The organism is Kitasatospora sp. NPDC004614 (genome assembly GCF_042873675.1).
Classification (GTDB): domain Bacteria; phylum Actinomycetota; class Actinomycetes; order Streptomycetales; family Streptomycetaceae; genus Kitasatospora.
The window spans coordinates 74,098-86,908 of the sequence record NZ_JBIALR010000027.1 but is presented as its reverse complement, the minus strand read 5'-3'; the positions used below and the strand labels follow the sequence as shown (position 1 = coordinate 86,908).

At 71.5% G+C, this 12,811-nt stretch carries 10 protein-coding genes and 1 pseudogene; 4 read left to right on the top strand and 7 right to left on the bottom strand.

The window, feature by feature from the left end:
• Window positions 1-2,730, top strand: a 2,730-nt coding sequence (locus tag ACFYST_RS34160; protein ID WP_387868131.1) for a DUF3376 domain-containing protein, incomplete at its 5' end; no start/stop codon positions are given.
• Window positions 2,731-2,743: 13 nt separating this feature from the next.
• On the opposite strand, the gene ACFYST_RS34155 is transcribed toward ACFYST_RS34160, so the two are convergent.
• From ACFYST_RS34155 to ACFYST_RS34145, 3 genes and pseudogenes are all read right to left on the bottom strand, one after another.
• Window positions 2,744-3,463 (bottom strand): GNAT family N-acetyltransferase, encoded by a 720-nt coding sequence (locus ACFYST_RS34155; protein WP_387868129.1) that lies wholly within the window; start codon window positions 3,461-3,463, stop codon window positions 2,744-2,746.
• Between the two features lie 139 nt (window positions 3,464-3,602).
• Entirely contained in the window at window positions 3,603-4,880 is a 1,278-nt protein-coding gene (locus ACFYST_RS34150) for a WD40 repeat domain-containing protein (protein WP_387868127.1), read from the bottom strand.
• Between the two features lie 45 nt (window positions 4,881-4,925).
• Window positions 4,926-5,060: pseudogene (locus ACFYST_RS34145) on the bottom strand (IS630 family transposase); the annotation flags it as partial.
• A gap of 17 nt (window positions 5,061-5,077) precedes the next feature.
• On the opposite strand from ACFYST_RS34145, the gene ACFYST_RS34140 reads away from it, so the two are divergent.
• Window positions 5,078-5,221 (top strand): hypothetical protein, encoded by a 144-nt coding sequence (locus tag ACFYST_RS34140; RefSeq protein WP_387868125.1) that lies wholly within the window; start codon window positions 5,078-5,080, stop codon window positions 5,219-5,221.
• Here the strand turns inward: ACFYST_RS34140 and ACFYST_RS34135 are convergent.
• The 4 genes from ACFYST_RS34135 to ACFYST_RS34120 all read right to left on the bottom strand — a co-directional run bounded on the left by ACFYST_RS34135 (window position 5,205) and on the right by ACFYST_RS34120 (window position 9,897).
• Window positions 5,205-5,795 carry a GNAT family N-acetyltransferase gene (locus tag ACFYST_RS34135; RefSeq protein WP_387868124.1) on the bottom strand — a complete coding sequence of 197 codons (591 nt, stop codon included), beginning with the start codon at window positions 5,793-5,795 and terminating at the stop codon, window positions 5,205-5,207. The genes ACFYST_RS34140 and ACFYST_RS34135 overlap by 17 nt on opposite strands.
• Complete coding sequence (locus ACFYST_RS34130) at window positions 5,789-7,165, bottom strand: ATP-grasp domain-containing protein (RefSeq protein ID WP_387868122.1); 1,377 nt, start codon at window positions 7,163-7,165, stop codon at window positions 5,789-5,791. The genes ACFYST_RS34135 and ACFYST_RS34130 overlap by 7 nt, the downstream gene beginning before the upstream one ends.
• 132 nt (window positions 7,166-7,297) lie before the next feature.
• Complete coding sequence (locus ACFYST_RS34125) at window positions 7,298-9,241, bottom strand: S9 family peptidase (protein ID WP_387868120.1); 1,944 nt, start codon at window positions 9,239-9,241, stop codon at window positions 7,298-7,300.
• A 203-nt stretch (window positions 9,242-9,444) separates the two neighbouring features.
• The gene (locus tag ACFYST_RS34120) at window positions 9,445-9,897 is read right to left on the bottom strand and encodes a hypothetical protein (protein ID WP_387868119.1); all 453 of its coding nucleotides are present in this window, start codon (window positions 9,895-9,897) and stop codon (window positions 9,445-9,447) included.
• A gap of 203 nt (window positions 9,898-10,100) precedes the next feature.
• On the opposite strand from ACFYST_RS34120, the gene ACFYST_RS34115 reads away from it, so the two are divergent.
• Both ACFYST_RS34115 and ACFYST_RS34110 read left to right on the top strand, forming a co-directional pair.
• Window positions 10,101-10,994 carry a helix-turn-helix domain-containing protein gene (locus ACFYST_RS34115; RefSeq protein ID WP_387868117.1) on the top strand — a complete coding sequence of 298 codons (894 nt, stop codon included), beginning with the start codon at window positions 10,101-10,103 and terminating at the stop codon, window positions 10,992-10,994.
• A gap of 150 nt (window positions 10,995-11,144) precedes the next feature.
• Window positions 11,145-12,803, top strand: coding sequence for an alkaline phosphatase D family protein (locus ACFYST_RS34110; protein ID WP_387868115.1), 1,659 nt, complete (start codon window positions 11,145-11,147; stop codon window positions 12,801-12,803).
• Window positions 12,804-12,811 lie beyond the last annotated feature (8 nt).

The window sequence follows — 12,811 nt, the reverse complement described above, 5'->3', positions numbered from 1 at the left end:
TCTCCCCCGCCCATTCCCCCATCGCCACAAGGCGAGTCTGGCCCCACCGCTCACACGGCGGGGCCAGAACCCAACATCTTCATCAGTCTTCTAGGGCTCGCGCAGTGGACCGGGTGGATCAACCGGCCGGTACTGCGGGAGCGGTCCGGAGGCCGGCGATCTACGGTGCGAGACATGGTGGTGAAGCAAGATGTCAGGCTGGCCCTGGTGATGAACGGCGGCGTCAGCCTCGCGGTTTGGATGGGCGGCGTCACGCACGAGCTCGACCTGCTGCGCCGCGCCTCCGCCGACGCACCCGATGAATCGGTCTCCCCGGCCGATCAAGAGGTGGCGGAGATCTGGCGGCAGATCACCGGCGCGGCGGGGGCGAATGCCCGGGTGGTGATCGACATCGTCTCGGGCACCTCGGCCGGCGGCCTCAACGGGCTCCTGCTGGCCACCGCGATCGGCCGTGGTTCGGACCTGGGCTCGCTGCGCAAGGTGTGGAAGGAGGCCGCCTCGCTGCCGGAGCTGGTGAAATCGCCCTCCCAGCAGAGCCTGCTCAACGGCACCTTCTTCGAGAAGGAGATCAAAGCGCAGCTGGAGGACATGCCCGAGGGCGAGACGCCCGAGCAGCCGATCACCCTCTTCATGACGGCCACCTCGCTGGACGGCCGGGCGCGTGAGTTCAAGGACGGCTTCGGCAGCCGGTTCGACGTCCGTGACCACCGGCGCGTGTACCGGTTCCGGAACGACAAGCAGGCGGTGGTCTTCCGGACGGCGGACGACGGCACGATGGGCTTCGAGCTCGACAGCCGTGACGACTTCTGTTCGGCGAACAACGACGCGCTGGTTCAGGCGGCGCGGGCGAGCGCCGGCTATCCGGTGGCCTTCCCACCGGTCGACGAGCGGCCGATGTCCCACTTCCGCGAGCTTCCCGCTCCCATCTCCGGGGCTCCGGCGAGCTGCGTGATCGACGGCGGTGTGCTCAACAACGCCCCGTTCGGCCCGGTTCTCGAGGCGATCACCGAGCGTCAAGTGGACGAGCGGGTGGTGCGCCGGGTGGTGGTCTACGTGACCCCTTCGGTCGGTCTGGAGACGGTGAACACGGCGGGACAGTCGCCCTGCGGTGACGTCTCGTTCGTCACCTCGGCCTTCAACGCGCTGCAGTACCCGCGGGAGGCGGATTTCCGGTCCGGGACGCAGGAGCTGTCGACCCGGCTCGGGACGAGCGTTCGCGGCACGCAGCTGAACCTGTTCCACCGGATGAGCAAGAACAGGGACCTCCGCGACTACGTGCGGGAAGCGGCCGAGACGATGCTCGGCGAGTACCGGCTGTGCCGGGCCAGCGCGGCGCTCTGGGAGACCCGTCACCGGCTTGCCGAGCTGGGCACGGTGACCTCGCTCGTCACCGTACCGGAGGCGGACTCCGAGGAGCTCGGCCGGATCCTCGGGGAGAACCCCAACTGGAGCCCGCGGTGGCCGAGCCAGGACATCAACAATCCCGACATGTCCAATTGGCCCTGGGGAATCATCACCGCCGAACGACTCTTCGAGACCCTCGGCGGTTACCTCCAGCAGTACCTCGGCTCCATGGACCTGCGCGCGGATCCCGACGAACAGCGCGTACTGCTTGCCGGCGCGACCGACATCAGCCGGCAGCAGCGCTGCGCGCTCGCCGTCACCAAGGCCGTCAGAAACCGGATCCGGGACCACTACCGGCCGGGGGTGGAGCTGTCGAACCAGGAACTGGGCGAGCTCCTCGGCCGTGTCTTCGACGATCTGGACGTCCCGGCCACGATCGGCGGACTCGTCTCGCAGGCGTGCGGCCGTTTCGCCGAGGTGACCCGGCAGGCCGGCCTCGGCCACTGGGAAGGTCCCGAGGACGTCGTGCACGACTGCCTGGCGGTCGAAGTGGTCACCAGGATGTACGCACCCCCGTCGAAGGCCGCCGGGCCGCTCACGCCGGCGTTCGAATTCCTGCGGCTCGGGCCGGACAGCATGAGTCCGGTGTTCAACGTCGACCGGTTCGCCGATCTCGGCGACCGGAAGCTCTACGGCATCCGCTTCCAGCACTTCGGCGCCTTCATCCACCGCGAATGGCGCCGCTCCGACTTCATCTGGGGCCGGCTCGACGCCGCCCACCACCTGCTCTTCCTGCTCGTCCCGTCCCGCGAGGAACGCCTGGCCTGGGAGGAGAGGCTCCACCTGGCCATCCTCGAAGCGGAGACCGAAGCGGAGACCCAGGAGCGAAAACAAGAAGCGGCGCCCCAGGGCCAAGAGGCGGAGGCTCAGGACCACGCGGCCCAGCTCTCCGCCAAGGACCAGCTGGAGCAGAACCTCGAGGAGCTCCGGACCACGAGGGACAGGCAACTGCTGGGGCGGATCCTCAAGACCCAGCAGGGCCAGGCCGGTCTGCGGGCCGTCATCTGTTCGGCGATCACGCTGCTGGGCAACACCGACAAGGACGAAGCAGACGCGGTATCGAAGTCCGCCAGCCCGCTCTGGAACAGGGTGCTCGCCTTCACCCGCCCCCTTGTCGCCACCGATGCGAAGGCCCTGCAGAAAGCCGACAAGCGGTGGCTCCGCTGGGTGACCTGGTACGTCCGGTTCAGGGCCCGGAACGCGCTCAAGAAGAAGGACCCGCGCACCATTCCGGGTGTGGTGAAGTGGGCGCTGAGGGTGACCCTCGGCGCGGGCATGCTGATCCTGGTCGGCATCGGCATTGCGATCGGGCTTGCGGTCGGCTGACCCGAAGACAGGCCTAACCGGCCGCGGACGCGCGGACCTCGGACAGCGACCGCCGCTGGCGGCCCGCCGGGTCGAAGTTGTCGGGCGAGAGCCACTCCCGCAGCGCCTTGCCGACCTGCGGCCACTCGGCGTCGAGGATCGAGAACCAGGCGGTGTCGCGGTTGCGGCCCTTGTAGACCACGGCCTGGCGGAAGACCCCCTCGAAGGTGAAGCCCAGCCGTTGGGCCGCCCTCCGCGAGGGCTCGTTGAGGCTGTCGCACTTCCACTCGTAGCGCCGGTAGCCGAGTTCGTCGAAGGCGTAGGACATCAGCAGGAACTGCGCCTCCGTGGACACGGGAGTCTGCTTCAGCCGCGGAGAGAACGAAACGCTGCCGACCTCGACGACGCCGTTGGACGGGTCCTGCCGCATCAGCGCGAGCGTGCCCACCGCCTTTCTGCTGCGCCCGTCGACGACCGCGTAGTGCAACGGGTCGTCCGCCCGGGCCGCCGTCGTCGCCCAGGACCGGTAGGCGGCAAGGTCGTTGAAGGGGCCGACCGTCATGTACGTCCAGTCCCGGCTGTCCGCCGCGAGGGCGAAGGCGGCGTGCAGGTCGTCGGCGTGGCGGTCCGCGTCCAGGGGCTCCAGGCGGCAGAAGCGGCCGTCGAGGGTGACCCGGGCGGGCCCGGGGCGCGGCGTCCAGTCGGGCAGCGGGCTGCCTATGGGCTGGCCGTGGGCGTTGAGGCGTGCGGGCATGCGGTTCTCCTGGGGTGTGCCGGTCCTGCCAGGCTAGTGCTCTGACCGCATAGCTTCGCCGGGTTGCGCAGCCGCTGGCTGCGTTTTGTCCTCATCGCCGGGGCGGAACCAGCAACCATCCGGTCGCAGCACCAACGGCTCACGGCCCGGTAGAGTCAGGGTCGGCATGCAGGGACAGGACCGCGACGTCGCCGCCGAAGCCCACCACGAGCGAGCCTTCCGGGGTCACGGTCAGCGCATGGACTGGCGCGGGAAACACCAGCTCCCGGCCGATCTGCCGCCCGGCGGCCAGCTCCCACAGGCACACCGTTCCATCTGAACCACCGGTGACGACCCGGAGTTCTCCACCGATCACCGCGGTCACCACCGCGGACACGGTGCCTTCGTGGCCGACCAGCCTGCCGACTTCCCGTCCCATAACCAGGTCCCACACGCGCACGGTGGCGTCGTAACCTGCCGTGATCGCGTGGGCTCTGCCGCCGACGACCGCTGTCGCGACCGCCCACGCCTCGCCCTCGTGGCCCGGCAGGGGCCCCCCGACCGGTTGTCCGGTGGTCAGGTCCCACTGCCAGACCCTGCCGCCGCTCATACAGCCCACCGCATGGGGCCTGTCATCGATCACCAGCGTGTCGATGGCCATCAGGAAGTCGTCGTGTCCGGTGAGTTCGCCGACCTGTTCCCCACTGGTTAGATCCCAGACCCGCACGGACACGTCGTCGTCGCTGGCGAGCGCACACGGTCGCCCCTGGACGACAGCCGTGCCCAGACACCACACCTCACCGTTGATCCCCGGCAGCTCGCCCGTCTGCTGGCGGGTGGCCAGGTCCCACGCGAGTACCGCCCAGTCGCTGGCCGTGACGACGCACGGCCGACCGTCCACGACCTCCGTCGCCACCGCCCACACTCTGCCGTTGCAGTCGCTCATGGGCCCGCCGACCGGTTGGCCGGTCTCAAGGTCCCGCACCCGGACCGTCTGGTCCTTGCTGCCGGTGACCACGACGTGGCGGCCGTCCGAGAAGGTTGTCACCACCGCGTCAACACCGCCGGTGTGACCGGACGGGTTCATCTGGAAGTGCGGGTCACTCCGCGTGCCGGTGGACCACAGCACCTGCCATGGCTCGGTGTCGACATCCTCCACTGACACGGCGGCAATCCGTGCCGACAACTCCCGGTCCCCGTACCGAGCCGCGTCCAGGGCCAGCAGCTGCCGCCGCACCCACGGTGGCACGTCCCGGTGTACGTCCACCGACGCCCGGTAAACCGCAGCCATCAGTCGCGCACCGGAATCCGCATCGGAAGCCAGCAACCCCAGAACCCGCTCCGGATCAGCGTTCACCAGCCATGGCAGGTCCGTCCACCACCCTTCCGCCCCCGACGGATCCGATGCCGAATCGGTCATATGAACGTCGTCACTCATGGCCGAAACTCTAGTGATGCGGCCGGACAGGTCCGCCAGGTTGGATCAAGCTGCGCTCTTGAGAGGCCGTCCGCCCCAGCGGATGCCTTTCTCGCTTCGGATGCGGACGCGTTCTTTGCGTTCGGCGGCCAGGACATCGCGGTGGCCGGCGTTGGCGTTGCGCCAGCGCAGGTAGGCGTGCCGCCCGCCGGCACGGGATGGCACCCAGGCCGCTGTCCCAGCACTCCCTGCTCCCCGACGCCGGCCACAACGGGCTCGTTCTCGGGTACGGCAACACGCCCGAGTCGGCGTTCGCGCCCAAGCTTCGCCAACTCGCCAAGCTGGTCAGGGAGTTGTCGTGATCTCCGCCAGTAGTGGCAGCTCGCCCAGCTCGTGGACCTGCGGCGGCGGTGGTGGCGGCGGCCGCAGCGGCAGCTCGAGCAGGCTCCCGCTGCGGCTGCCGGCGACGGTGCGCACCAACTGCCAGCCGCGGGCGCGGTAGTAGGCGTGCAGGGACGTGTTGTCGCTCCACACGTTCGCCCGCAGCACCAGCGCGCCCGCGCTGGCCGCCCGCCACCTCGTCCAGTCGATCAGCCGGGTGCCGACGCTGCGCCCGGCGTACCGGCGATCGATCATGAATCCGCTCAAGTAGCCTGCGGGGCAGGCCCGTTCCTCCTCCGTCCAGAGTCCGGAGCCGGCGGACGGCCGGATGGTGAGCGCGGCGAGCACCTCGCCGTCGGGTTCCGGCATCGCCACCACCGTCGCGCCCCGGCCGATCCGGGCCAGGCCGCGCCGGGCGTCGTACGGGTCCGACCACTGGCGGGAGCCGTGCACGCGGGCGATCCAGTCGGCGGCGGCGCCGCGCAGGGCGGCCAGCCGCTCCAGGTCGGACGCGAGTGCCGCGCGGACGTACAGCGGGAAGGGTGCGGTCAGCACGGTGCGCCGGCCCGGGCCGGTTCGAGGACGAAACCCGCGTGCAGGGCCTCGACCAGTTGCCGCCCCTGCGCGGTGAGGCCGGACCCGTCGGGGCCGGTCAGCGGGTAGCGGGTGACCAGCCGGACGATCGGCACATCGGTGTGCAACACCGTACCGGCGGCCGGGAGTTGGAGCAGCACGCAGTCGTCGGGGCCGCACTCCAGCAGACCGAACCCGTCGCCGCAGCGCTGCAGTTGCCCGTCCTTGAGCCGGTGCAGCCCGCCGGTCGGCGCGGCCGCCACCCGCACCGGGCCGCCGGTGTGCCGGACCACCAGCTGGCAGCCGTCCGCCGGGTCCAGCGAGGGTTCGCCGCCGGTGGCGTGGCCGTAGCGCTCCAGGGCGTGGCGCAGCGCGGCGGGCAGCGTGTGCTGGGCGAGTTCGATCTCGCTCAGCAGCCAGGTCGAGCCCTGCATACGGGAGTTGACCTCCAGCAGCAGTGCGTCGTCCGGTCCGTCCAGCACGAAGTCGGCGCCGAACAGTCCCCGGTAGCCGAGACCCGCGAGCGCCGTGCCGACCCGCCGGGTCTGCTCGACGGCCCGGTCGAGGGCGCGGGACGGCAGCAGGGCGGGCGCCGCGAAGTCGCAGCCCGAGTAGGCGCCGAAGGCCGCGCCGACCCCCTCGACCCGGGTCAACTGGACGGACGGGCGCAGGATTTGAACCGTGCCGTCCACCGAGACCAGGCCGTGGACGTTGACCGGGGCGCCCTCGACGTATCCGCTCACCAGCCAGGGCCCGGCGCCGCTGTTGATGCCGAGCAGGTCCGCCTCGTCGGTGACCAGGTACGTTCCCTTTCCGCCGGAGCCGCGCGGTGCCTGAACGACGTAGGTGCTGCCGAAGCGGCGGCGCAGCTCCCGGTGGTCGAGGGTGCCGACCACCGCGTCCGGCGGCGTGTTCGCCCCCACCGAGCGGAGCCACGCCCGCTGCGCGGTCTTGTCCTGCAGGCCCGCCAGCGAGACCGACTGCGTCGGCTCCACCAGCCGGGTGCCGAGCTCCGCGAGTGCGCTGCGCCAGTGCGGCTGGAACGCCTGGTACGGCAGCAGCGCCAACTCCCGGCCCAGCCGCGGCCGTTCACCGCTCCGTGCGAGCGCACGCAGTAACTCGTGGATCCCGACGCCCATCGCGGTGTGGTCCCGCCGCCCGGTGGTCGCCTCCAGCGCGTGGAACTCGGCGTCGAACTCGCCCTCCCAGCCCGCGTCCGGGGACTCGACACTGAGCACGGCGGACAGGCAACCGGTGCGCAGCAGCGGAAGCGCGAGCAGGGGGCGGGGGCAGACCGAGAGCCCGGGGATTTCCCGTAGCCGGTCGATCGCTTCGTCACAGGATGTGATCACCAGGTGAATTATGGGAGCCCCCGCGAGCCCCCAGCGCCGCCCCACCGCAGACCCGCTGGTGCGGGGCGCGTGCCGCCCCCGACCTCACCCGTACGAGGGGGAGTGCGGAGTTGACGGCCCGCTGGGGCGGGTCTACAGCCAGCGGGCGAACCAGGCGCGGATGCGGCGGAGGGCGTCGAGCTGGTGGGCGCGTTCGGTGAGGCCGTGGCCCTCGCGGGGGTAGACGACGAACTCGTGCTCGACGCCGAAGTGGCGGAGGGCGCGGTGGAAGTGGATGGCCTGGCTCAGCGGGACGTTGGTGTCCTCCTCGCCGTGCAGGATCAGGATCGGGGTGCGGATCCGGGAGGCGTAGGAGATGGGGCTGTTGCGGTCGTGGACGTGTGGCCCCGGGCCGTCCCAGCCGGTGCTGCCGCCGAGCGCCGCGTCGACGCTCGCCCAGTCGCCCGTCCCGGCCTGCATGCCCCAGTCGCTGATGCCCGCACCCATGACGGCGGCCTTGAACCTGTCCGAACGGCCCGCCGCCCAGGCCGCGATGAAGCCCCCGTGGCTCCAGCCGGAGATTCCCAGCCGCCCGGGGTCGGCGACGCCCTCGGCCACCAGCAGGTCGATTCCGCCGAGAATGTCGGTCCATTCGTCGCCGCCGACCGCGCCCGCGACCGTCGCGGCGAACTCGTGGCCGCGCCCCGAACCACCGCGGGGGTTGGGCAGGAAGACCGCGTACCCGGCGGTCGCCAGCCACTGGCCGCAGTCGACCGCGTTGAGGGTGAACTCGTCCGCGTGACGGAAGTACGGGCCGCCGTGGACCAGGGTGACGAGCGGGAACGGTCCGTCGTCCCGGGTCCGGCCGGCCGGCAGGATCAGCAGGCCGTCCAACTGGAGTCCGTCGGAAGCCCGGTAGCCGAGGCGCTCCTGAACTCCCCAGCGGATCCCGCGCAGTTCCGGCGCGGTGTCGCCGAGTCGCAGCAGTGGTCCGCCAGTTGGCCCGGCGTGGACGTTCTTGGGCTCGTGCGCCGTGCTCGCCAGCAGGGCCACGGTCTCCCCCGAGCGGCTCGCGGTGAGCCCGGCGAGCAGGCCGGGGGCATCCGACAAGCGGTGGAACCGCAGGGACTCCGGATGGAGCCGGTACAGCGCGGTGTCCAGCCCGTCGGCGAACAGCGCGAGCGGAGGCCCGTCCGCGACCTGCACCAGTTCGGTCGGGCAGACGGTCATACCGGCGGTGAGGTTGCGGTGCTCGACGGCCGGGCCGGCCGCCGGCGGGACGGTGTCGAGCACGGCGAGCCCGCCGACCAGGTGCGGAGGGGTGGTGGCCAGGTGGGCCAGATGCCAGACGCCGTCGTGCTGCCACCAGGCCGGGGACTGCGCCTCGCTCCCGACCGGGCCCAGCTCGTGGACGTCGGCCGATTCCGGGTCCACCACGTGCAGTTGAGCCGTCATGACGCCGGGATCGAGCTCGGCGGTGGACCAGCTCAGCACCGCCAGCGGGCCGCCGTCCGGACGCTGCGCCAGCTCGACCACATGCCGGTCGCCGAGGCCGTCCACGGTGCGAAGCCCGCCGGTCTCCAGGTCGAGCAGGCGCAGCCGGGTGGGGGGAAGGTGCCGGCCCCAGACCTTGGCGTCGTCGCGTTCGGCCTTCCGGCGTTCGTCCTCGGCGGTGGGCTCGTCCGCGGCGAGCACGGCGACGGTGTGGCCGTCGAGGAGCGGGTGGTGGCCGGTGACGCCGCCGCGCCAGGTGGTCAGGGCCTCGGCCGTGTCCTGGTTGCCGTCCAGGCGGATTCGGTGGAGTTGGGCGGTGCCGTGCTCCTCGCGGTCGGAGGTGAAGAAGAGCGTGGCCGAGTCCGGCGCCCACTTCGGGGCGCGGTCACGGGCCGTGCCGTCGGTCAGCCGGCGCGGGGGAGTGCTGCCGTCGGCGGCGGCGACCCGGATGGACCCGCTTCCGTCGCTCGCGACCACCGCGTGGGCGACCAGACGGCCGTCCGGCGAGACGGCCGGTGCCACGGCGGCGGCGATGTCCACCACCAGTTCGGCGGTGAGGAGTTCGGACGGTTCGGGTGTCGGCCGGGGTGCTGGGTGCGGCATGCGGGCTGCCTTTCGCTCGTCAGGACGGCAGTCGGACATCCTGCCGCACCGCCGGGCCCGCGTCAGCCGAAATTCGCCCGGATGCCCCGCCGCCGGTCCGTGGCCCGGAGCGGACTCGGACCGACGGCAGGGAAGTGACCTGCATGCGGGATCAACTATCCGTCCAGAAGCGACAGTTGAACTCGCGCGAGGCCGGACAGAACCTAGTTGCAGGTGGTTCCGACGGGCTGGCTGGTCCCGGTGTAGATCCAGGCGTCGGTGGTGACCGAGTGGTCGTACGACGCGAACCACTCCACCGGCCCGCCCGGCCGCTGGTAGTAACCCACCGCGTCCCAGACCGTGGTGGGGCCGTAGTTGCCGGTCACCGCCGGGCCCGGCAGCGTGCAGTAGATCCAGACCTTGGTGCGGTAGGGCAGGGCGATCGTCAGCGGGTCGTTCCAGCTGACCGTGCCGCCGGCGGTGTGCCAGCGGAAGTACAGGCCGTCGGTCGCGTAGACGCAGCCGTTCCAGGTGAGTCCGGGCTGGCCGTCGATCGGCTCCCCGATCCCGCCGCACGGCGCGGTCGCCGCCTGCGCCTGTCCCGTCCCGCCGATGATGCCGCCGGTCACCAGGGCGACCGTCGCCGCCAGCGCGGCCGCCGCTTTCCTCACTCGCATGTCAACTCCTCGGGTCCGTCGCGACGTTCGCCGCGTCCGATGGGAGGAGTGCAGCAGCAGCCGACCGCGCAGGCCAGAGGGTTGAAGCGCGGGTTCACCAGGACCGAACAGGCCCTCCACCGCGCCCGTGTGGGGCTTGACGCCGCCGAACAACGCTGAACAATCAAACAGCGTTGGCAGGCCAAGACCCCCAGGGGGAACGGATGGCACGCAGACAGGCTCCACTGGAGGGGAACGGCGCTGCCGCGAGGTTCGCCGAACGGCTGCGCGAGGTGCGGCGGGAGTCCGGACTGACGCTCCGTCAACTCGCGGCGATCTCCGGGTACTCGCACAGCACGCTCTCGCTGGCGGAGAACGGAAGACGCCTGCCGTCCTGGGACGTCGTCGCGGCGTTCGTCCAGGCGTGCGGGCGCAAGGACATCGACCGCTGGCGGGGGTGGTGGGACGCGGCCGAGGAGCAGTCCTTCCCCGCAGTGGAAGGGCCGGAGCCCGAGGCGCCGACGATCGACCCGCAGCCCATGCGGGTGCCGGAGCCCGAGCCGGTCGTGGTGGTGCGCACGCGATGGTGGGCGCTGCTGCTCGCCGTGCTGCTCTCCTCCGCGCTCACCGCGACCGTGACTCTGCTGCTCGTGCCGGCCCGGTCCGACGGCTCCAAGGGGCACGCGGCGCTCGCGGGCAACTTCCCGCCGGGCAGCGACCCGATCCCGTCCGAGGACTGCGGCGGGGGAGCGCCGGGCTACGGATGCCAGCACAAGGACCCCAACGCGACGCCGTGCTGGGGCGAGGGCGTGCAGCAGGGGCACGTCACGGACATCGAGTACGAGGGTCAGGTGATCGGCAAGGTGGTGAACTGGTACTCCCCGAGGTGCGGCACCAACTGGTCGGCCCTGCACCTTCCGGCCGGCTGGCGGGGCCGGACCGAGATCGTCAGCCAGACCGACAAGATGTGCTTCCCGGCCGACTGCCAGTCGTTGGAGGGCAAGACGCCGCCGTTCTGGACGCCGATGGTGTTCGGCATGAATCAGCCGGTGGTCGCGCGCGGGTACGTCGAATATCCGGACGGCCAGATCAGGATGGTGACGGCCGGGACCACCTGACCGCCGCCGGCCGGGCGTCAGCCCCTTGCGTGCGGCCCCCGGAGGGTTCGTGGGCGACCTGATCGTCTTGGCGATATCGTGGTGAAGCCTTGAGGAATAGTCAACTCGGGCTCTGGACAAGGCATTACCCGTCGGTAAATCTCAGGTGGTGTGACCGAACCCACCGCCACCGCGCCCACCGCCCGCCCCGCGCGCCGCCAGGTCATCCAGGCGGCCGCCCTCACCGCCGGGGCTCTCGCCCTGCCCCTCGCCGCCACCGCCGGCAGCGCAGTCGCCGCCGGCGGGGCACAGTTCCTGCACGGCATCGCCTCCGGCGACCCGCTGCCCGACGGCATCCTGCTGTGGACCCGGGTCACCCCCGGCGCCACCGCCGTGCCCGGCTCCGGACTCGGGCCCGACACCGCCGTCCAGTGGCAGCTCGCCACCGACCGCGCCTTCACCGCCGTCGTCGCCCAAGGCACCGTCACCACCACCGCCGCCACCGACCACACCGTCAAGGCCGACGTCCGCGGCCTGCGCCCCGACACCGCCTACTGGTACCGCTTCCTGGCCGGCGACGCCGTCTCGCCCACCGGCCGCACCCGCACCGCACCCGCCGCCGACGCCGCCGTGGACCGGCTCCGCCTGGGCGTCGCGTCCTGCGCCAACTGGGAGGCCGGCTACTTCTCCGCCTACCGCCACCTGGCCGCCCGCGGCGACCTCGACGTGTTCCTGTTCCTCGGCGACTACATCTACGAGTACGCGTCCGGCGCCTACGGCACCCGTGGCACCGTGGTGCGTCCGCACGCCCCCGCGAACGAGATCATCACGCTCGCCGACTACCGCACCCGGCACGGCCGTTACAAGACCGATCCGGACCTCCAGGCGCTGCACGCCGCCGTCCCCACCGTCGCGATCTGGGACGACCACGAGTTCGCCAACGACGCCTGGTCCGGCGGCGCCGAGAACCACACCCCCGGCACCGAGGGCGACTGGAGCGCCCGGGTGACTGCCGCGAAGCAGGCGTACTTCGAGTGGATGCCGGTCCGCCCGTCCATCGCCGGCACCACCTACCGGCGGCTGCGCTACGGCAAACTCGCCGACCTGCACCTGCTCGACCTGCGCTCGTTCCGCTCGCAGCAGGCCGGCGTCGGCAACGGCGACGTCGACTCCGCCGACCGGACCATCACCGGCCGGGCCCAACTCGACTGGCTTAAGGCCGGATTGGCCGCCTCCGACACCACCTGGCGGCTGGTCGGCAACGAGGTGATGATCTCGCCCGTCGCGTTCCTGGCGCTGCCGGACTACCTGCTGCGCCCGCTCGCCCAGTTGCTCGGCCTGCCCGGCGAGGGGCTGGCCGTCAACACCGACCAGTGGGACGGCTACACCCACGACCGGCGCGAGCTGCTCGGCCACCTGAAGGACCGGCACATCACCAACACGGTGTTCCTCACCGGCGACATCCACTCCGCCTGGGCCTGCGACGTGCCCTTCGAGGCCGCCACCTACCCGGCCTCCGGCAGCGCCGCCACCGAGTTCGTGGTCACCTCGGTCAGCTCCGACAACATCGACGACATCCTCAAGGTCGCCCCGCACACGCTGTCCCTGGTGGCCTCCGCCGCGATCCAGTCCGCGAACGGCCACATCAAGTGGACCGACCTGGACTCGCACGGCTACGGCGTCCTCGACATCACCGCCGAGCGGGCGCAGATGGACTACTACGTGCTCTCCGACCGCACCAAGCCCGACGCCACCACCAAGTGGAGCCGCTCGTACCGCACCCGGAGCGGCACCCAGCAGATCGAGCGAGTGTACGCGCCGGTCAACTGACGCATGCA